General features: G+C 52.2%; 12 protein-coding genes and 1 other RNA gene. 5 read left to right on the plus strand and 8 right to left on the minus strand.

The features are described from left to right. Positions 1 to 67: 67 nt before the first annotated feature. Positions 68 to 2,401, plus strand: coding sequence for a M1 family metallopeptidase (locus tag EFB08_RS03530; protein WP_123125499.1), 2,334 nt, complete (start codon positions 68 to 70; stop codon positions 2,399 to 2,401). Positions 2,402 to 2,504: 103 nt separating this feature from the next. Here the strand turns inward: EFB08_RS03530 and EFB08_RS03535 are convergent, their stop codons facing one another. Together EFB08_RS03535 and EFB08_RS03540 are read right to left on the minus strand one after the other, a co-directional pair. After that, positions 2,505 to 3,005, minus strand: coding sequence for a hypothetical protein (locus EFB08_RS03535; RefSeq protein ID WP_125077641.1), 501 nt, complete (start codon positions 3,003 to 3,005; stop codon positions 2,505 to 2,507). A 129-nt stretch (positions 3,006 to 3,134) separates the two neighbouring features. Further along, complete coding sequence (locus EFB08_RS03540) at positions 3,135 to 3,824, minus strand: carboxypeptidase-like regulatory domain-containing protein (protein ID WP_227006194.1); 690 nt, start codon at positions 3,822 to 3,824, stop codon at positions 3,135 to 3,137. 82 nt (positions 3,825 to 3,906) lie between these two features. On the opposite strand from EFB08_RS03540, the gene EFB08_RS03545 reads away from it, so the two are divergent. From EFB08_RS03545 to ssrA, 4 genes are all read left to right on the plus strand, one after another. After that, positions 3,907 to 4,293 (plus strand): ArsR/SmtB family transcription factor, encoded by a 387-nt coding sequence (locus EFB08_RS03545; protein ID WP_123125501.1) that lies wholly within the window; start codon positions 3,907 to 3,909, stop codon positions 4,291 to 4,293. A gap of 4 nt (positions 4,294 to 4,297) precedes the next feature. Further along, a complete protein-coding gene (locus tag EFB08_RS03550; RefSeq protein WP_123125502.1) occupies positions 4,298 to 5,419 on the plus strand; it encodes an acyltransferase family protein in 1,122 nt (373 codons plus the stop codon). Between the two features lie 57 nt (positions 5,420 to 5,476). Beyond that, positions 5,477 to 6,181 (plus strand): YjjG family noncanonical pyrimidine nucleotidase, encoded by a 705-nt coding sequence (locus tag EFB08_RS03555; protein WP_123125635.1) that lies wholly within the window; start codon positions 5,477 to 5,479, stop codon positions 6,179 to 6,181. Between the two features lie 127 nt (positions 6,182 to 6,308). Then, positions 6,309 to 6,681: a transfer-messenger RNA gene (ssrA, locus tag EFB08_RS03560) on the plus strand. A gap of 112 nt (positions 6,682 to 6,793) precedes the next feature. On the opposite strand, the gene EFB08_RS03565 is transcribed toward ssrA, so the two are convergent. The 6 genes from EFB08_RS03565 to EFB08_RS03590 all read right to left on the minus strand — a co-directional run bounded on the left by EFB08_RS03565 (position 6,794) and on the right by EFB08_RS03590 (position 20,003). Beyond that, a complete protein-coding gene (locus EFB08_RS03565) occupies positions 6,794 to 7,318 on the minus strand; it encodes a hypothetical protein (RefSeq protein WP_125077642.1) in 525 nt (174 codons plus the stop codon). Between the two features lie 93 nt (positions 7,319 to 7,411). Continuing rightward, the gene (locus EFB08_RS03570; protein ID WP_123125504.1) at positions 7,412 to 9,976 is read right to left on the minus strand and encodes an alpha-L-arabinofuranosidase C-terminal domain-containing protein; all 2,565 of its coding nucleotides are present in this window, start codon (positions 9,974 to 9,976) and stop codon (positions 7,412 to 7,414) included. A 134-nt stretch (positions 9,977 to 10,110) separates the two neighbouring features. Continuing rightward, complete coding sequence (locus tag EFB08_RS03575) at positions 10,111 to 12,516, minus strand: glycoside hydrolase family 127 protein (RefSeq protein ID WP_227006195.1); 2,406 nt, start codon at positions 12,514 to 12,516, stop codon at positions 10,111 to 10,113. Between the two features lie 433 nt (positions 12,517 to 12,949). Beyond that, positions 12,950 to 14,335, minus strand: coding sequence for an aminopeptidase P family protein (locus tag EFB08_RS03580; RefSeq protein ID WP_123125637.1), 1,386 nt, complete (start codon positions 14,333 to 14,335; stop codon positions 12,950 to 12,952). 171 nt (positions 14,336 to 14,506) lie between these two features. Then, positions 14,507 to 17,692: a glycoside hydrolase family 2 TIM barrel-domain containing protein gene (locus EFB08_RS03585; RefSeq protein ID WP_123125505.1), complete on the minus strand. Its 3,186-nt coding sequence runs from the start codon at positions 17,690 to 17,692 to the stop codon at positions 14,507 to 14,509. A gap of 328 nt (positions 17,693 to 18,020) precedes the next feature. Beyond that, positions 18,021 to 20,003, minus strand: coding sequence for a glycoside hydrolase family 97 protein (locus EFB08_RS03590; RefSeq protein ID WP_123125506.1), 1,983 nt, complete (start codon positions 20,001 to 20,003; stop codon positions 18,021 to 18,023). Positions 20,004 to 20,014 lie beyond the last annotated feature (11 nt).

Consider the following 20,014-nt stretch of genomic DNA (forward strand, 5'->3'; position numbering starts at 1 on the left):
TTTCTTTGCGCAGAATTAACCAATTTGCTAGTTCTCACAACCCAACAAACACAACCTTACCTACTAAATGAAACAGTTCTTACTCGCCTCCGGGCTGCTCCTGAGTTTGGCAGCACCGGTCCTGGCGCAGGAAAACATTGATAAGTCCAAGTTTCGGCAACTGGCACAAGAACTTCCCACTCCCAATACGTACCGTACTGCCTCCGGAGCCCCGGGCCATGAGTACTGGCAGCAGCGCGCCGATTACAACATCAAAGCCGAGCTGAACGATGATAACCAGTCGCTCACCGGCTCCGAGACCATCACCTATACCAACCTTTCTCCGGATGTTTTGACGTACCTGTGGGTGCAGCTGGACCAGAACATCTTCAAGAAGAACTCCATGACCAATCTCACCCGTACGAACAAAATCCCGGACAAGCCAACCTTCGGTGTCGCCGAAGCTTTGGGCGAGCAGACGTTTGACGGCGGCTACAAAATAAAATCGGTGAAAGATGCCAACGGCAAGGCCTTGCCGCACACCATCAACTTCACCATGATGCGCATTGACCTTCCTCAGCCGTTGAAACCGAAGCAGAGTGTAAAGTTCAGCATTGACTGGTCTAATAACATCAATGACCAGAAAAAGCAGGGCGGCCGCGGCGGTTACGAGTTCTTCCCCGAAGACGGCAACTACGAGTACCAGATGGCCCAATGGTTCCCGCGCATGGCCGTCTATGACGATGTGAACGGCTGGCAGCACAAGCAGTTCCTGGGCACCGGCGAGTTCGCCCTGCCCTTCGGTGACTACAAAGTGAGCCTTACCGTTCCCGCTGACCACGTGGTAGCTTCTACCGGCGAGTTACAGAACGAAGATGTGTTAACCTCTGCGCAACGCAACCGCCTGGCCCAAGCCAAAAAAGCAAACAAACCAGTGCTGATCGTGACGCCTGACGAAGCCCTGAAGGCCGAGAAAAACAAAGCCAAAGGCAAAAAGACCTGGACCTTCGTGGCCAAAGACGTGCGCGACTTCGCGTGGGCCTCTTCCCGCAAGTTCATCTGGGATGCCATGAACGTGAACTACGCCGGCAAAAACACGCTGGCTATGAGCTATTACCCCAAGGAAGGCAACCCGTTGTGGGGCCAGTACTCCACCGAGGTAGTGGCGCACACCATCAAGACGTATTCCAAGTTCACAATTGACTACCCGTATCCGGTGGCCATCTCAGTGCACGGTGCGGTGGGCGGTATGGAGTACCCCATGATCTCCTTCAACGGCGGCCGTCCGGAGAAAGACGGGTCTTACACCGAGCGTACTAAATACGGCATGATCTCCGTGATCATTCACGAAGTGGGCCACAACTTCTTCCCGATGATCATCAACTCAGATGAGCGCCAGTGGACCTGGATGGACGAAGGCCTGAATACCTTCGTGCAGTATCTGACTGAGCAGGAATGGCAGCGTGATTACCCGTCTAGCCGTGGCGAACCAAGAAACATGGTGACCTACATGAAGATGGACAAGAGCATGCAACAGCCCATCATGACCAACTCCGAGTCTATCACGCAGCTGGGCAACAACGCCTACGGCAAACCAGCCACAGCCTTGAACATCCTGCGTGAGACCGTAATGGGCCGCAAACTGTTTGACTACGCCTTCAAAGAATACTGCCGCCGCTGGGCCTTCAAACACCCTATGCCAGCAGACTTCTTCCGCTCCATGGAAGACGCCTCGGGCACTGACCTGGACTGGTTCTGGAGAGGATGGTTCTACACCACCGATCACGTAGAGCAGGAACTCACCGGTGTGAAATGGTACTCTGTAGACACCCGTAACCCTGAGGTAGAAAACACCAAGCGCAGAACCGAGATCAATGCTGCGCCTAATAGCCTGTCGCAGCAACGCAACCTGCAGGATATCCCTAAAACGCTGCTGGACTCCAAACCAGAGCTGAAGGATTTCTACAACACCTATGATCCATTGGCCGTGACCGAGGAAAGCAAAGCGCAGTATCAAAAATACCTGCAGTCTTTGGCCCCCGAAGAACGCGCCCTGCTGGAGAAAGGCCTAAACTTCTACGAAGTGGGCATCCGAAACAACGGCGGACTGGTGATGCCGGTAGTAATGCAGATGACCTACCAAGACGGAGCCTCTGAGATTGTGCGCATCCCCGCCGAGATCTGGCGCTACGATGAGAACGAGATTACCAAGGTGTTCGTGACCGAGAAACCGGTGGCCAGCTTTATGCTGGATCCTTTCCAGGAAACGGCCGATATCGACATGAACAACAACTCGTATCCGCAGCGTCAGCAGCCGAGCCGTTTTGAGCTGTTCAAAGAGCAACCCCGCGGCATTACACCCAACCCGTTGCAGCAGCAGACCCAACGCCAGGGCGCAACTCGCCCGCAAGGCGGCAAATAAGCATTCTATTTAGAGCCTATCTTCCTGAAAACAGGCTCTAAACAGCAACCCACCCAAAAGCCTCATCTGTTCGTTCAGGTGAGGCTTTTCCCTTTTTGGATTCCTATTCTGGATTTACGCACTGCCAATTCCTGCCATCCCAAAAGATCCATCTCACCTCGTCTGGTTGATTCAATTCAAGCACAATACCACCTCCTTTGATGCCCGGCAAGACAGTGCCAGCGCCTGCCGGAAAATGGGAAGTTGCTTTCCAAAAAGCAATCTTGTTGAAAGCTTTCAACGCAGGCCATTCGCCTTCTCCCATCAAGATTGGATTCGTGGGAACAGCGCCCAGAACAAAGGCGATAGCAGGTTTCTGGCTGCGCTTGCTTTGTAGGAACACGGCGTAATCTGTGCTGCCGTCTCCATCAAAATTCCCGCTGAGGTAGAAAGGATTTAGGTTAGGGTTCAGCGTGTATTCCGTTTCTAGGTCGTTTTGCTCAAAAGCGGGCAAAAGCACATTGGGCAGTTGGTCCAGCGTTGGAGTTTTGAACAGCAGAGGTTTCGGGCAGCAACCCGTCAGCGCAAGCGCGATGCACAGCATAAGAGAAAAAAGCGTTTTCATTTGAGTCTGAAGTAAACCAGTCTTTAGAAGACAGTCATTCGCTTCGTTTCCCTCCCACTTGTTTTAAAGGGCATAAAAAAAGGGCTGCCCATTGCCTGGACAGTCCTTTGATTAGCAGTTGTCCTGCGTTTATTCTTTTTTGAAATCGCCGTTCTTAATGGCCTTGATCACCTGGTACCACTTGATTGGATCTAACAGCGGATTGGTGGCCCCGGGATTATATCCGCCCCGGCGCATTTGCTGCTGGTTTTGCAGGTTCATGTACGTGCGGTGGTTGGAGTTGGCATCCATAGGAGTGTTGCGGAACATCTGGTCCAGAATCTGCTGACTCATGGCGCTCTCCCGGTCAATATCTCCTACCGGCGATTTCATGGCCAGCACCGCCTGGGTAAAGTCCCGGAAAGTGGCATACGGGAATACCCGTATTTCAGGAAGCATGGTAGGGTCTTCCAGCATTTCCACGATAATGGAATAACTGTCGCGCTCAAAACTCTCCGGAATCACCAGAGACTGTTTGGCGTACCCAATGGAACTGAACACCACGCTGTCGCCGGCCAGCACCGGTAACGAGAAGAAGCCATACTCATTGGTGTTGGTTCCGCGTCCGGCCCGAGGGATGTAGACACTGGCTCCGGGAATTCCCAGAAGGCTATCGCCGGCGGTAACCACCCCGGTCAACTGGATAACTTTCTTGGCTCCCTGCCCATGGGCGGAAGAAAGGCTAATGCCCGAGAGGAGGATAAATGCGATTAGAAAGTGCCCCAATCTTCCCCAAAGGCAGGAATACAGGGGTGAAGAATTGATATATTGCGTCGTCATGGATCAGTTCGTTTACAAGTATAGGCTTTTTATAGTACTTTGTGCCGAAGCGCTTTAAATTAATTTTACGAAGAGATACTCCATGAGGCTCAAACATTTTAACGTCAGTTTTGGGGAGCAAGTATTCAAGGCCATGAGTGACGTCTCCAGAATTCGGGTCCTTCACCTTTTACTGCGCAACAAGGAGTTTTGCATCGCCGACTTGGAGTTGGTACTTGATTTTACCCAAACCAAGACCTCCCGCCACCTCATCTATCTAAAAAACACCGGCTTGGTGTCTTTCCGTAAACAGGATCAATGGGCATTTTATTTCATAAAAGACGAAATGCTGGACTTTTTACAGCAGATGTTCGGCTACCTGGAGAAAGATCCGGTCCTGCTCAAGGACCAGGAAGTCTACCAAACCCTCTTCTCTAACCGCGAACTGGCCATCAACCGCCTTCAGCAGCGGCATTTCACGGGCCTGTAGCAACATGAATTTACCTGCTTCTTCCAGGCAATACTTTCCGGCCTTAACCGGTCTACGCGCCGTGGCTGCCTTCCTGGTTTTTGCGCACCACGCTAAACCACAGGTACCCTTCGCCTCAGATTTCTTTCAGGCCTTCTTTCAGGAGGCGCACATGGGGGTGTCGGTTTTCTTTGTGCTGAGCGGATTTTTGATTGCTCTTCGGTATAGTCAATCATTCCAGGAAAGAGAACAAGGGGCCTGGAGGGTGTATTTGTTGCATAGAGTGGCGCGCATCTACCCCGTTTATCTATTTTGCACAGTTATAGCCTTGCTGTTCAGGCATGATGTCAGGGTCAGTTCCTGGATCATCAACCTCCTGATGCTGGAGGGCCTGTTTCCTGAGTTTGCTTTCTCCGGCATTGGGGTGGGCTGGTCAATGACGGTGGAGCTTTTCTTCTACGCGGCAGCTCCTTTGGTCCTGATGTACTGGGAAAAACTTGGCCTAATCCGGTGGACCCTTATCACCTTGCTGGCAGGTGTCATTTTCCTGATGATAGGGCAACTTCCTCTTCCTTTTGAGTTCTTCCCAGACTGGAATTTCCTGACCAGGTCTACTTTCTTCGGCCGATGTTTTGAATTCTACGCAGGCATCTGGCTGGCCAAAAGGTTTTTTCTGGCTTCTTCGGCTCCTTTAACGACCAGAAAAGTGCCCCTTGGGATGGTAACGTATGGTGGGGTAGTAGGTATCTTGGCCTGCATGTTTTGCATGGGGTATGTTCGGGGCTTCCCTCCTACTCCCCTTTCTTTTGCCAGACTTTTGACATTCCATGGGGTAAACAACTATGTGCTTCCGCTGTTTATAGGAGCCACCATTTGGGGGCTGGCGCGGGAAAAGACCTGGCTCTCCCAAGTGCTAAGCACCAGAATAAGCCAGGATTTAGGAAAAGGCTCTTACCTCTTCTACTTGGTGCATTATACCTTCGGGTTTGATATTCTGTATTTCCATGTGTGGCCCAACCGGGGAGGAGTCTTGCTGCTCCTGGCCGTTCTTTCCATTGCAGGATATTACGGTTTAGAGGCTCCTTTGCGGAAAATGGCTCTAAAACGCCGGAGTTTGCCCCTTCTGCGCGAAACTAAAATCACTTAGAATGGTTATAAAGTAGCACCTTTGCTGTTCTGGGCTTTCCAGCGCGCAAATTCTTCTATGAGAAAACCAAAAACATACCGTCACTTGTTCTTCGATCTGGACCACACCCTGTGGGACTTCGAAAAGAATTCAGAAGAGACGCTCCATCACTTATATGATCATTTCAACCTAGGGCAACTGGGCAATTTCTCCCGGGATTCTTTCTACCGGAAGTACAGTTTCGTGAACCAGCGTATGTGGGACCTTTACCACAAAGGAAAGATCACGCAGCAGCAGCTCCGCGAGAACCGGTTTATCAAATGCCTCACAGGGTTGGGAATGGCCGCCGATGATGTGCCCGCCGGTCTCAGCAAGGCCTTTACGGATATCTGTCCTACCAAAACAGGTGTTTTCCCGTTTACGCACGAAGTATTAGCTTACCTGAAGGAGAAGTACGTGCTGCACATCATCACCAACGGGTTCAAAGACGTGCAGCATATTAAAATGAAGTCTGCCAACCTGAACTCCTATTTTTCAGAGATCATCACTTCTGAATGCGCCAACTGCACTAAACCTGATCGGCGCATCTTCTTCCATGCGTTGGAGAGAGCCGGAGTTACAGCCCAGGAAAGCTTAATGATAGGTGACAGTTTGGATGCCGATATCTTAGGCGCCATGAACGCCGGAATTGACCAGGTTCTTTTTAACCCGGAGAAGAAACGCCCCCGGTTAAGACCTACCTACGAAATCCATTGTCTAAGCGAATTGAAGACGTTTCTGTAAGCCATTTCGAGGCTCCTTTCACGAAAACGGCCTTTAAACGGGAACTCCTGAAGCGTAGGATTTGTCTATTATTTGGTTACTTTTGCAGGCCTCGGCCGTAGAAGGCTGAAAGAGTTCTTTTACAATTGGGGATGACCGGAATTGACAGCTTGAGCAAGCTGGGTGTAAGCATGTCGGGAGTTGGCAGTTTTCCCGTAAATCAGAATTGACCGACGATTATCTGGCGAGTCTAACTACGCCATGGCTGCCTAGTCTAGGTACTAAGCATTTTGCCATTGTCCTGCAGCTCCTCGGTTCGGTGGGGGTTGGTCACAGGGCATCGTAATGCCGATCTAGTGTAGTCCAAGGTGCGGGGACTGCATGAAACTAAAGCATCTAAGGTGACTTCATAGGCTAGGCTTGGGCCTGAAGCCACACGAAAACCCAACCAAGACTAAACATGTAGAAAGCGCTCAAGTTTCCTTGTCTGGACCAGGGTTCGAATCCCTGCATCTCCACTATTATTGAATAAAACGCCCTGTAAAGCAAATCTCTACAGGGCGTTTTTGTTTATTCCGGAAGTATCCTGGACATCTTCCTACTAATTGGCACCTCCAAGCCGAAGCTTCAGAGTTACAGATGCTGACTTGTTGGGGCTGGCTGCTCCTGGACATTATTAGTTACGGCATTCTTGTATTCCCTCTTTTTGCTTGGAACTAGAAGTCCTGTCTCAATGGAGTTTACCAACCTTTTACTGATGTTCAGGCATTCTTTCAGTAGGTCTTGCCCCTCCTCTGAAGCGGTAGATTGCTTTCTTTTCCTCGTATTCAATTCTTGCCAGTAGCGGCATAGATCATAAATCAATTTGGCCACTACGAAATTATTCTCCTGCGCCCATATTCCACGCATCCGGTTAGCTTTTGACCCCGTTCCAACCTTATACTTTTCATCCATCAAGTCAATCCCAACACTTTTAGTGATAAATAGTTGCAAGGCATTATCAGTAAAGTTGAGCAAAAACCCTTGATTCATTCTCAAGAGTTTCTCTAGCTTTTGTTTCTCGGCAGCAGTAATATCAGACATACTTTCTGAATTGAAGATGTTGGATAAATTTATGTAGGTTAAATCTGCTATTAAATTCTTGTTGATGTGTTGCAAGGGTTTATGTAGCTCAGGACCCCTTCATTCTTTAGTTCCTGTACAATCTAATGTCAGGTTGCCCAAGTGGGAAAACCATAAATTATGACCTCATCACTTTGTTTTAAGCCTTAAAACCGAAATCGAAAAGGGTTTTAAACCTACTTTAAAAGAAGGCGCTACATTGTTCAGGGCAGTTGTTTGCGGCACGTACCTTATAGGGCTCGCAAAGGAATTCTCCGCCTCGTAGGAATCAGCGTTCAAGGTCACAACTTCCCCAACAGGTGCCAGGTTGCTTACTCCTTCTACCTTAATATTAGCCTGATAGGGCTCTGAGGACCCGTTCACCACTTTCACGATGATATCGCCGGTTTTCTCGTCTACGCCGGAGATGCTGTAGAACATATCGGGGATGGTATAGCTCATGAGGAATTTATCATTCAGGTAGCAATCCACTTTGTCGAGGCCCACTTCCAGCCGGATATCATACCAGCGGCCAGTCTCTATTTTCTCAGGCAGTTTGGTGGAGGAAGAAAGGTTGGCCACTTCGGTGCCTTCGGTTACCTGTTCGAAGACCGCGTACTGGTTCCAGTAAGAGCCTATGTGGGCCCGTATCTGCGTTTTGCCGCCATCTTTCACCGCAAACGGAATGATGAACGCATTGTACCCGCTGAGCTTGCGGCCTTTCAGCTTGAGAGTGTAAGTATCGTAGGATTTTTCTTTGAGCATGGCAAAAAGCTGCGCTCCCTCCGCGGTTTGGCCCATGGCGCCTTCCTTCACGCCCCAGGTGCCCCGCACCTTCTCCCACTCGCCTTCAGCTTTATCAAAGTTGCTGCTATAGACCACTTTGCCCTTCTGGATGACCTGGATGTCTTTGTACTCGGTCTGGGTGTCCCAGGTACTGAGACCAATGCCCCCGGCAAAAGCCGGCTTGGTTACCTTGGCGGGCTGCACCTGAACCGTGGTGGCCAGGTTCTGGTCGGCGCGGTGGTTGTTGAGCATCTGGATGGCGTAGTAGGAAATCCGCGCAAAACTCTGCGAATTATTGAAGTTGATCAGGTTCACCGGCCAGTCCACATCGTTGGTATTGACCAGCAACGGCGCGTAACTGGACATGGTCACCAGGTCGCCGTTACGCTCCATGGCAAGGATGTACACGGCGTCATTCAGCGCCGCGAGCATGTTCCCGCTGCCCACGCCAGCATTGGTGGCATATTCGCCCACGTACAGTTCCCAGTCGCCCCGTTTGTATTTGTCAAAGTGGTTGTAGTTGTTCATGGCCCAGAACGCCGATTTGTAGGCGTGCTCATCGGCGATGTCCAGCTTCTTCATCCCAGACAGGGTATGTTGGTTCACATCCCCGATACCCATGCTGGCAATCACCTTCAGGTCTGGGTATTTGGCTTTGATGGCGTCGTAGAAAAGGTTGAACCGGTTAGCGTACCAGGGACCGTGCTGCTCGTTGCCCACTTCAACGTATTTTAAAGGAAAAGGAGCCGGGTGCCCGTTGGTGGCCCGTACTTTGCCCCATTTGGAGGTGGCGGGACCTACAGCGTATTCAATGGCATCCAGCACATCGGCAATCACCTCGGGCAATTGGGCATCGGGCAGGAAAGTGCCGCTCCTGAACTCACAGGCCACGCCGGCATTGAAGACGTACATGGCATCAGCGCCGGTGTCCTCGCAGAACTGCAAGAACTCATGGTAGCCGAGGCCGTCGCTGGACCAGTAGCCCCACGGGCTGAACGTACCCGGCCGTTTCTCCACCGGCCCAATGCTCTCTTTCCAATTGGGCGCACTTTCTACAGTGATGCCTTCCACAAAGCAACCGCCTGGCCACCGGATGAAGGAAGGTTTGAGATCAGCCAGGTACTGCGCCAAATCCGGCCGCAAGCCGTTCTCCCGGTTCTTGTAGGTTTCAGCGGGGAAAAGTGAAACGAAGTCCAGAAACAATGTTCCGGTACTGCCGAAGCTGATAACGAATTTGGCTTTTGGATCAGAAACCTTCGCCACTAAATCACAGCTTAACTTTTGCCAGTTTCCGGCTTTGAGGGAGTTTTCAAATACGTGACTGACCAGGGTTTTCCCGCCTTCGCTCTGAAGCGCCACGGTCAATGGTCCCTTGTATTTTTTCTCAGAGCGGGCGTAGAAATTGAGTTTGTAGGTTTTGCCCTGGTCCACCTTGATGCCCCAGAATCCCTCATTGACCAAGCTGGCATTGCCCGACTTATGGAGACCAGAAACGGTTACCTTCAGCGAGTTGGGCGTAGCCTCGTTCAGGGGCTTTTCCTGCGTTAAGGCCAGCGTTATGTTGGCCCCACCACTGGTCTGGCTTGACCAGGCCGGCCAATCAGACTTTAACGTCCAGGGCATTTTCCAGTCGCTGGCTTGTCCGTTGGGCAGGTTGTAGTGCGGTGCCGGGTTAGGGACCAGAAACCCGTTCTGCAAAGTGGTACCTTTCGGGATGCGTACTTCCTCAAAACCTCGGTTCTGGATCAGCTCGCCGTACAAGCCGCCTTCGCCCCCATGGCTGATTTCCTCAAAGAAGATTCCATGCAGCGATGGCGAAACCTTCTTTTCACGCTTCTGGGCATCAATAGAGATGGTGGCCTGGCGCTGCCCTAAACAGACAGAAAACGAAGCAATCCAAAGAAGAAGAGTTCCAACTCTAGCGTTCATACGAAAACTGCCTTTTAGAATTCATTGCGGGGAGAGGTGTGGGATTGTAGGTCGTTTTTAGGAAAGGAGCTTTATCCTGAACTGGGAAACTCAAAGTCACTTTGAATTTCCCAATTCAGAATAAAGTGAAAAAGTTACTTAACTGCCCACTCATGGATGCCCGTAGCTGCTTCCTTGGGCAACTGGATCTCCATCCGTAGCGCGGTGGTTTTCACCGGGGCAAACTTAACCATGTTGTACTTGTCCTTGGCCACCTCGTAAGCCGTGGTGTTTTTCACCGGCACCCACTTGTCGCCTTGCTTGTAGAAGATTTGGTAAGAAGCTGGAATAGTGCAACCGCCCCATGGACTGTCATCAAACCAGTACACCTGCGACTCAGACACGGTATGCTCCCCGTCAAAATCCAGCTGCACAAACTCTTTGGTGTCTTTATTGGGCCACCAATGCAGGTAAGGGTAGTTGGAGTCGCGGGAATCCTGCGGATCGTACTGGTCTACCAATGCGGCCAAGGTTCTGGCGTTCTTGAGCGAGGCTGAGATCTTGCTGGTAGAGGCGATGGTGGGTGCGGGTTGCGGCTTGGCGGCCGAGGCCTCATAAGGTACCCACACCGTCATGTCCACTGAGCCGCGGTTGGCCCAGGCGAAATACGGGATGGCTTTCACGGCCTGTTCAGTTTGCAGCAAGGCGGTGGTGTTAGTCTGACGTTTGGTACCTACCCCGTTGGTCTTGATCACCGGCACTCCCTTCAGCAGACTTGCCTCGAAAGTCTCCTCCACGGGGGCATTCTTGTCTACCAGGATGTTATGTACCAGGTTGTCTTTGTTATCGGGTCCTTCCAGGCAATACACCAATGGGCCGCGCTGGAACGAGAACTTCCCAAGATCGTCTTTCACATTCTGGTTGGCCAGCACTTTCTCGGTTTCCATGGGCAGGTCAAGGGTGATTTTGTCCCCTTTTTTCCATTTCCGCTTCAAAACAGCATAGCCTTTCTCGGTGCTGTATTGGACGGGTTTCCCGTTCACTTTCAAAACGATTGGTTTCTTCGTAGCATCGGCGAAGGTGTACAAATCGCCAGGAACCGGCTGCTGCTGTGCCCAACCCGGTATCCTTACTCTGAGGGTAAAATCCTTATTTTTCTGAGGGTCTACTTCCAGATCTACGGTGCCTTTGTATGGGTAATTGGTGGTTTGTTTCACGTTCACGGAGCCGCCGGGCAAGCTGATGTCGCTGGTGCTGGTCATAAACAGGTTTACATACAGGTCATTGTTGTTCTGCGCGTACACGTAGCCCGGCACCGAGGGCAGGAAGCGTGTCATGTTGGAGATACAGCAGGCGCAGCTGAACCACTCGCCCCGCTGGTGCTGCCCCATGGAAGCCAGCGGATTGGGATAGAAGAAACGGTTTCCGGTGAGGGAAATGCCGGAAAGTAGCCCGTTATACAAGGTCCTTTCCAGCACGTCTATGTACTTAGCGTCGCCGTGCAGCAGGAACATGCGGTTGTTCCAGTACACGTTGGCGATGGAAGCGCAGGTTTCGGCGTAAGCCGACATGTTGGGCAGCTCATACGCCTTCCCGAAAGCCTCGCCGGCGCCCGTCGCCCCGATGCCGCCGGTGATGTACAGCTTTTTGTTCACCACATCGCTCCAAATGGCGTCAATGGCTTTCAGGTAACTTTTGTCCCCGGTGAGTGCTGCTATATCGGCCATGGCGGTGTACATGTAAGTCGCCCGTACGGCGTGGCCCACGGCTTCTTGCTGGTCTACCACGCGTGCGTGCGCCTGGTTGTATTCAGTTCCTTTAGGACCGCGCACGTCCAGGAAGAACTTGGCCAGATCCAGATATTCTTTCTTGCCGGTGATTCTATAAAGTCTCGCCAACCCGATCTCCACCACCTGGTGGCCTGGGTACTTCTCCTCCTTGCCGTACCCGAAGTCCTTCACCAGCAGATCGGCATTCTTCAGGGCGATATTCAATAGCGATTTCTTGCCGGTAGCCTGGTAATGCGCCACGGCCGCCTCAAACAGGTGACCCGAGTTGTAGAGTTCATGGCTGAGTTCTTCCTCTTTCTCCCAACGCTTGCTCCCGATCCACTCATGCGGCTTGGCGGCCTTCACCGTCCGGAAGGTAAACAGATACCCATCCGGCTCCTGCGCATCCCCAATGATGGTGATCAGGGAATCCACGTAGGCGTCCAGCTTGGGATTTTTCTGCACCTGCATGGCGTAAGAAGCGCCCTCGATCACTTTGTAAATATCGGTATCATCGAAGGTGAACTGACTGAGCTTGTCGCCTTCCATTTTCCCGGCCGCCCGCAAGAAATTGTCTATGCGGCCCTGTTCCCGGCTTTTCTCTAGGGTATGGGGAATGGTCACTGTGGCGTTCACCTTCATCTTGGGCGCCCAGAACTCATCATGCACGTGCACGTGCGTGAACGGCACCGGCTGGATGGGATAATCATTGTGTTGGTGCTGCGCCACTCCAGGTTTTGCGAGAAACACAAATCCGGTAAGGGCAACAGCCATGAATCTGTTTATGAACATGGCGTAAAACGTTAAGGCTTTGAAAAATGGGGAAGGATGGAAAACCGAAACAGGTTTACCAGCGAAAAAGCGTGTCTGACAGACACCTTTCATCTAACCAAATTTAGATTTCCCAAACCACTTTCCCTGACCGGATATTAGCCGATGCTTCCACCATATTAACATCAACCTAACATCTAACTCAGCCAGATGCCTGCAAGCTGTTTTTAGCCTACTCTTCAGAAAACATCTTCAAACCACAATTGACCTAAAAACTGAAAAACAAAACGGTCACCCACATGAATATGGATGACCGTTTTTAACTCTTTCTGGATATTCTTTATTTGGGCTATTTTCTGGAAAACAGGTCAAAAACCATTTTTAATCTGAATACATTCCTCAGCGCGAGCAATCTTATCATTTGCGACAAAGCTTAGTTATTGCCGAGGGGCGATTACCCCGCAGAACTTCTGAACTCTTCCATATTTCTTGGAACAGGATTTCCCAGCAGTCGGCTACCCTCCGGGGTAATCAGAAAATCCTCTTCAATCCTGATGCCACCGAAGTCTTTGTAGTTCGCTACCTTGTCATAGTTGATGAAGTCTGCATGCATCTTCTCCCCCGCCCAAAGGTCAATCAAATCAGGATTGAAGTAAAGGCCGGGTTCTACCGTCAAAACAAACCCTGGCTCCAGGGCACGAGCCAGCCGCAGGGACTTCAACCCGAATTGGTTACTCTTTTGCTGGTCCTCGGCGTAACCCACATACTCCTCGCCCAGGTCTTCCATGTCGTGGGTGTCCAGACCCAGCATGTGACCCAACCCGCACGGAAAAAACAAGGCGTGGGCTCCCTGCGACACTGCTTCCTGCGTGTCTCCCTTCATGAGGCCGAACTGCTTGAGTCCGTCTACCAGGGAAGCACAGGCCTGCAGATGCACGTCTTTGTAACGAACGCCGGGTTTGAGCATGGCCACAGCTTGCTCATAGGCCGTCATCATCACCTCATACATTTCTTTTTGCTGATTGGAGAAGCGCTCGTTTACAGGGAAAGTACGGGTCATGTCACCGGAGTAGTGCATACTTGAGGCCGCGCCGCAGTCTACCAGCACCAGTTGGCCTGCCTGCAGTTGGGCGGAGCTGTAATGGTTGTGCAGAATCTGTCCGTTCACCGTGAGAATAGTGGGGAAAGCCAGGTCACCGCCGTCTTTGATAGCAATGGCCTGTAGCTGTCCTGCCAGTTCTGCCTCGGTCATTCCGGCCCGGGCCAGGAGGGCGGCCGTTTTCAGCATCTCACCGGTGGTATTGATGCCTTTCTCAATTTCTACCACTTCCTCCGGAGTCTTGATGGAGCGCTGCGCCACCACCGCCTTAATCAACGGCACTGATACTATGGACTTGATAGAAGCCGGTGACGTTTGCAGCCAAGAACTAAGCTTCAACAGGTTCTCGGGCCGGTAAGGAGGCAGAAAATGGATTTCGCGCTTCTTTGCCAAAGCATCTTGAAAATAGGAATCCAGCGTTGAAATCGGTTTAGTCACACCTACCCCTATCTCACTGGCTTGCTCCCGGATGGATTTCTGCGGCCCCATCCAGACAATGTCATCCGGCGTCAGCTCATCCCCAAAGATGATTTCGGTATCATCCTCTACATCCAACACCGCCACCAGCCCGGCGCGGTCAATCCCGAAGAAATACAGGAAGGTACTGTCCTGCCGGAAGTGGTACCAATTATCTTTGTAGTTCATGCTGCTCTGCTCATTGCCCAGCAGCACAATCAACCCACTTCCTACCTGTTTTTTCAGCCGATTTCTCCGGCTCACGTACGTTTCTTTGGTGAACATATTCTTATCGTCTATCAGGTGCCCGCCCACTACCGGCAAGCACTTCTGGTCTGTAACATCGGGGCACTCGAATTCAACTGATTTCCTTCAAGAAGAGGGTGAAGCACCTCCTTCCGGCAAACCTGTTTTAAGGCAAGTTTATAGAAAATGGCCCTAAAACGGTTTTTAAAATTACTTACTTTTCAGCTGGACCTGAGCGCCTGCCGCCCCCTTGACAGGTTTGATCATAAACTGCACCTCATAAGAGGCATACGGCAAACGGTATTTTTCCAGCGGCCAGGAGCGCCAGCTGTCTACCCCTCCAACGCCCATCTGCGCGGCGTCAATGCTGAGTTGGGTCTGGGGCCGGGGTTTCAGTTCGCCGGCGTGCCTTTGCTGCTTCTCGTCTCCGTCGTCCAAATCCTGGTCGAAGTAATGCAGGGCACTAATGCTGAGAGGCGTCTCTGACGTCACCAGCAATCCGTTACCGGTGCCATTGGTGACTTTGTACCAGCGAATGTCGGTTTTGTTCCCGGTCTCCTGCGGACGCACGTAAGGGAAGTACTGCTCCGCGACGGTTTGCTTGTACACGCCCAGGTGAGCGCTGTAATTCCGGTCCTGGTAGTTCTCGTGCGGACCTCGGCCGTAGAACTCCACGGCGTTGAAACCGGCGGGCAGAATCCACTGCATCCCGAAGCGGGGCAACATGGCCACTTTCTTGGTGGTGTCGGCTTGCAGGTGCTGCCGAACCAGCAGCTCTCCGGCGCTGTTCACGCGGTACTGCATTGAGAGCTGTCCAGATACCTCCGGCAGCGTGTACACCGCCTCCACCGTCGCCAGATTGTTTTGCACCGAGGAGGTCAGCTTTTGCAGTTTGGCTTGCTGAGGCGCGGTTTTCCAGGCTTTCAGTTTGGTTTGCAAACCCGCGCCGTAGTCGTTGTCGTTGGGCGCGCGCCAGAAATTGCTTTTCAGCCCGGCTCCTTCTTCCAGATACCGCACGCCCTCCACCACGTACTGGTTTAGCCAGCCCGTCTGCTTGTCAAAGCTGATGGCCCCAGAGGCCAGCGCAATGGTCAGCGCGTTCGCCGATTCCTGCACGTGCAGGGCTGCCTTTCCTTTCAAAGCCAGCTGCTGCGGAGCTTTCCTGCGCAATACTAACTGCTCCGTGGCCACAATATGACCGGCCGCAACCAGAGGTTCGGCGTTCTTCAGTTTGTAGGTAAGGTTCAGGAAGGCTTCACCGGAGGTGGGTAGTTTGACGGGCACTTTTACCTGGGCTGTTTCCTGCGACCCGACCTTCAGGTTGGAGATCACCCCAGATTTCTTTTTGACGCCATCCACCACTAATTCCCACTCCAGCTTCACGTTCTCCAGTCCGGTAAACAGCTTCTCGTTGTACACCGAAATGGTGGTTGGGTTCACCAGCGTGGAATGGATGTCCTGGTACACTTTCTTCATTTCCCAGGCGTGCGGATACGGCTCCCGGTTGGCGTAGAAGATGCCGTTGCAGAGGAAGTTCTTGTCTGAGGGAATGTTTCGGTCTTTTGGGCCGTAATCGCCGCCGTAGGTGTAAATGGTGTCGCCGGCTACGTTCACCTCCTGAAAGGCCTGGTCCACGAAATCCCAGATGAAGCCTCCCTGAAACGCGTGCTTGTTTTCCCGGATCAGCTTCCAGTAGTCTGTAAAATTGCCCAGGGAGTTGCCCATGGCGTGGGCATACTCACACATGATGAAGGGGCGCTCCGGTGTGGGGTTGGCTTTAGCGTACGCCGCCATTCCCTCAGGCGTGGGGTACATGGGCACAATCGCGTCTGAGTTCCACTCCCAGGTAAAGGTCTTGTAATCGGCCACGGCCCGCTCGTACTGAACCGGACGAGAAGCATCGCGTGCCTTCATCCAGAGATAAGAGCGGTAGAAATTGTAGCCGTTTCCGGCCTCATTTCCCATACTCCAGACAATAATAGACGGATGGTTCTTGTCCCGCTCCATCATGCGCTGTACCCGCATCAGGTGCGCGTCCACCCAAGTTGGTTTATTGGCCACGGTTTTGGTGATGTCATAGCCCATGCCATGTGATTCAATGTTGGCTTCGTCTACCACGTACAAGCCGTATTCATCACAGAGCTCGTACCAGTACTCCTCATTGGGGTAATGGCTGGTGCGCACCGCGTTGATGTTGAACTGCTTCATCAGCTTGATGTCGCGCAGCATGGCTTCTTTGGAGATGGTCTGGCCGGTCACGGGATCGGTTTCGTGGCGATTGACACCTTTCACCAGCACCGGTTTCCCGTTGACCAGCAGTTTACCACCTTTGATCTCCACCTCCCTGAAACCTACCCGCTGCGGGATGATCTCGGTGACGGTGCCCTGCCCGTCTTTCAGCCGGATGATGGCGTGATACAGGTTCGGAGTTTCGGCCGACCACAGTTTGGGAGCATTCACCGCTAGATTGAAAACGGCGGAGTCTGAGGTAAAGGTGATTTGCTGCTGCTTGATGAGCTTTTTCCCGTCTAACAGTTGGAAATCGGCGGAGATGGGTTGCGTGGGTTTCTGGTTCAGTTTGAGTTTCACCCGGAGGGAAGCGTTTTTGTAAGCATCGTCCAAATCGGGTACCAATTCCACATCATAGAGGTGCACCGGATTGCGGGCTAAGAGGTAACAGTCACGGGTGATGCCGCTGACGCGCCACATGTCCTGGTCTTCCAGGTAGGTGCCGTCACACCAGCGCATGAGCTTCAGGACAATAAGGTTCTTGCCGGGCTTCAGGTAAGACGTGACATCGAAATCAGAGGGTAGTTTGCTGTCCTCGCCGTAGCCTACGTAGGTGCCGTTCACCCACACCGCCAGGTTCGATTTGGCCGCCCCGATGTGCAGCACTACCTGTTTTCCTTTCCAGTTCTGTGGCAAGGTGATCTCGCGGCGGTACACGGCTGTGGGGTTTTCCTGCATAGGAACCACCGGCGGATTAGGAGCCATGAGGTAAACAAATTCAAAACCGGCACTGGAATAGATGGGGAAGCCGTACCCGTTTACCTCCCAGTTACCCGGCACTTTGAAGGTTTTCCATTGACTGTCATTAAAGTCAACAGCCTCAAAGCGAGCGGGCAGATCTGCGGGGTTCTCCACCCATTTGAATTTCCAGTCGCCATTCAGGTTCAGGTAATTGTTAGACAATTTCCAGTCCGCTTTCTGCAAAGCCGCCTCTGATTCATACACCTCGTACGAGCTGCGCATGGGCATTCGGTTCTCTTCGTTCCGGCGCTCATCCAACCACATGGGCACCTGCGCATGCGCCGCAGTGAAGGCTAAGAAGAAAACCAGGAAAGCTACTTTTCGGAAAAGAGAAAGAAGCAAAGCAGGGGAAAAATTAAAAATCATAATGTTACTCAAATGGTGCCAGCTTGGGCTTTGAAGCAGTTTTACTAAAACGAAGCCAAAAACAGGCAGAAATTATCTGTTAGTAGAAGGTAGTTTCGGATTTAACATACTCCTGCCGCTTTTATATAGTAAATAGACTAAAATCAGCATACCTCCCCTTCTTATTGTCATCCTGAAAGGATCTTGGTGGCGAGCGGTAGTAGCGCCTAAACATAGCTTTATTAGTTCGCCCACAAGATCTTTCCAAGATGACAAGAGGTGTGATTTAAATTGCATCACTACCTAGTTTAAGCCAACTTTTCTAAAATCAGCCCCAAAACGGAAAGCCTTATTCTACCGGTCTCAGGATGGCCGCCCATCCTCCGCCGCCACTCATTTTCACTTGAATGGTCTCACCAGCCTTCACGTTTTTGGTTTCAATCTTGTAGTCCTGCGGATGACGGTCGGCGTTGATGCCATCGCGGAGCACTTCCATCCGGTAGGCTTTTCCGTCCAGGAATGTGAGCGGGATACTTAGGTCGCGGGCATCCCAGTTGGTCATGCCCCCGATGTACCAGTTCTTGCCGTGCTGCCGCGCCATGGCCACGTACTCCCCGGATTTCCCAGCCAGCGCCACGGTTTTGTCCCAGGTAGTGGGAATCTGGCTGATGAACTTCGTGCACTCCGGGTCTTTGAGGTAATTGGTGGGGCTATCGGCAAGCATCTGCAGCGGGCTTTCGTAAATCACGTACATGGCTACCTGGTGCGCTCGGGTGCCCTGGCTCATGGGTTGGTTGAAAACGTCTTTGAAGCCTACTTTGGTGGAATTCACCATCGCGCCGGGTGTGAAATCCATAGGTCCGGCCACCATGCGGGTGAAGGGCACCGTGACATTGTGCGTGGGTGTGATGATGTCGCTCCACTTGTTGTTCTCCAATCCCTTCACACCCTCGTAACTCAGCACGTTGGGGTACTTCCGGTTCAGGCCTACCGGTTTGTAAGCGCCGTGCAGATCCACCAACAGTTGGCGACGGGCGGCGGCTTTAGCCACGCGCTCATAGTAGTTGACCATGTACTGATCGCCGCGGGCCATAAAATCGACCTTCACCCCTTTCACGCCCCATTTCACAAACTGGTCCAAAATCCCGTCAATGTCTTTGTCCAGGGTGTTCCACAGGGCCCACAAAATCACGCCTACCTTCTTGCTGTTGGCATATTGCATGAGTGCCACCAGGTCCAGGTCTTTGTTGGGCGCCATCAAGTTGGTGGTGGCCGCCGACCAGCCCTCGTCCAGGATGATGTACTCCAGACCGTAATGGGCCGCAAAGTCGATGTAGTACTTGTAGGTATCGGTGTTCACGCCGGCCCTGAAATCCACGCCGTACACGTTGTTGAAGTTGTACCAGTCCCAGGCTACTTTGCCGGGCTTAATCCAGGCGGTTTGGCTCAGGACATTGGGCGTTGCCAGTTTGTACACCAGTTCTGTTTCCAGCAGGCCTTTGTCATCGGTGACAATAACCGTGCGCCACGGGAAGGTTCGTTTGCCGGAGGTGCGGGCGATGTACTCGGCTTTGCGGGTGATCTGCTCGCTGCGGTCGCTTCGGGGTTTCAATTGAGACTCCAGAATGACTTTGGGGAAAGCAGAGGTGAGCCGCGGGCTGCCCGTTCCGAAGAGAAACAGGTTAGGGTAGTCGTACAAATCAGATTCCGTCAGGAGCACTTTGGTGCCTTTCGTAGAGGTAAACATCAAAGGCAGGTACCCATATTGCTGGCTATTGATGGAGGCAACGGTGGTGTCTTTGAACGTGGCTTCGTAGTGCGACTGAAACTCCGGGTCGGTTTCCTGGGGCCAGAACACCTGGTAATTACCGCCCAACTGAAAGTCGGCGGTTTCGTGCTGCACCTCTATTTCCCGGCCGGTGAACTGCGTCTCAAAGCGGTAGGCGGCACCATCGTTGTACGCCCGAAAGTGCACCACGTAGCCGCCTTTGCACTGCAACTTCAGCTCATTGTACACATCTGGGATAAAACGGTTCTTCACAGGCACCACCGCCGTAATGGTTTCCTTTACTGATTTCCGGCTATCCTTCTGCACCACTGGATTAACGCCCAACTTCTCCCCAGAGATCAAGGTCATGCTCAACGGACTAGGCAACATCACCGTCTCTCCGTTTCTCGCCACCGACCACTTGATAACATCCGTCACCGATACCTGTACCCGAATGGATTTATCAGGCGAGGTGAGGAGGTAGTCTTTCGCGAAGGCAGCGGTGCTGGTGACCAGGAGACAGAGTTGCAGGACCAAGATTTTCCCGAGGAGGTTTCGTAGCATGGAGGATTAGT

This window comes from Rufibacter latericius, assembly GCF_003721515.1.
Taxonomy (GTDB): Bacteria; Bacteroidota; Bacteroidia; order Cytophagales; family Hymenobacteraceae; genus Nibribacter; species Nibribacter latericius.

Bases quoted from the DNA above. Each gene is read 5' to 3' on its own strand.
- EFB08_RS03530 (WP_123125499.1), top strand. From the start codon at position 68: ATGAAACAGTTCTTACTCGCCTCCGGGCTGCTCCTGAGTTTGGCAGCA.
- EFB08_RS03535 (WP_125077641.1), bottom strand. From the start codon at position 3,005: ATGAAAACGCTTTTTTCTCTTATGCTGTGCATCGCGCTTGCGCTGACG.
- EFB08_RS03540 (WP_227006194.1), bottom strand. From the start codon at position 3,824: ATGACGACGCAATATATCAATTCTTCACCCCTGTATTCCTGCCTTTGG.
- EFB08_RS03545 (WP_123125501.1), top strand. From the start codon at position 3,907: ATGAGGCTCAAACATTTTAACGTCAGTTTTGGGGAGCAAGTATTCAAG.
- EFB08_RS03550 (WP_123125502.1), top strand. From the start codon at position 4,298: ATGAATTTACCTGCTTCTTCCAGGCAATACTTTCCGGCCTTAACCGGT.
- EFB08_RS03555 (WP_123125635.1), top strand. From the start codon at position 5,477: ATGAGAAAACCAAAAACATACCGTCACTTGTTCTTCGATCTGGACCAC.
- EFB08_RS03570 (WP_123125504.1), bottom strand. From the start codon at position 9,976: ATGAACGCTAGAGTTGGAACTCTTCTTCTTTGGATTGCTTCGTTTTCT.
- EFB08_RS03575 (WP_227006195.1), bottom strand. From the start codon at position 12,516: ATGTTCATAAACAGATTCATGGCTGTTGCCCTTACCGGATTTGTGTTT.
- EFB08_RS03580 (WP_123125637.1), bottom strand. From the start codon at position 14,335: ATGTTCACCAAAGAAACGTACGTGAGCCGGAGAAATCGGCTGAAAAAA.
- EFB08_RS03585 (WP_123125505.1), bottom strand. From the start codon at position 17,692: ATGATTTTTAATTTTTCCCCTGCTTTGCTTCTTTCTCTTTTCCGAAAA.
- EFB08_RS03590 (WP_123125506.1), bottom strand. From the start codon at position 20,003: ATGCTACGAAACCTCCTCGGGAAAATCTTGGTCCTGCAACTCTGTCTC.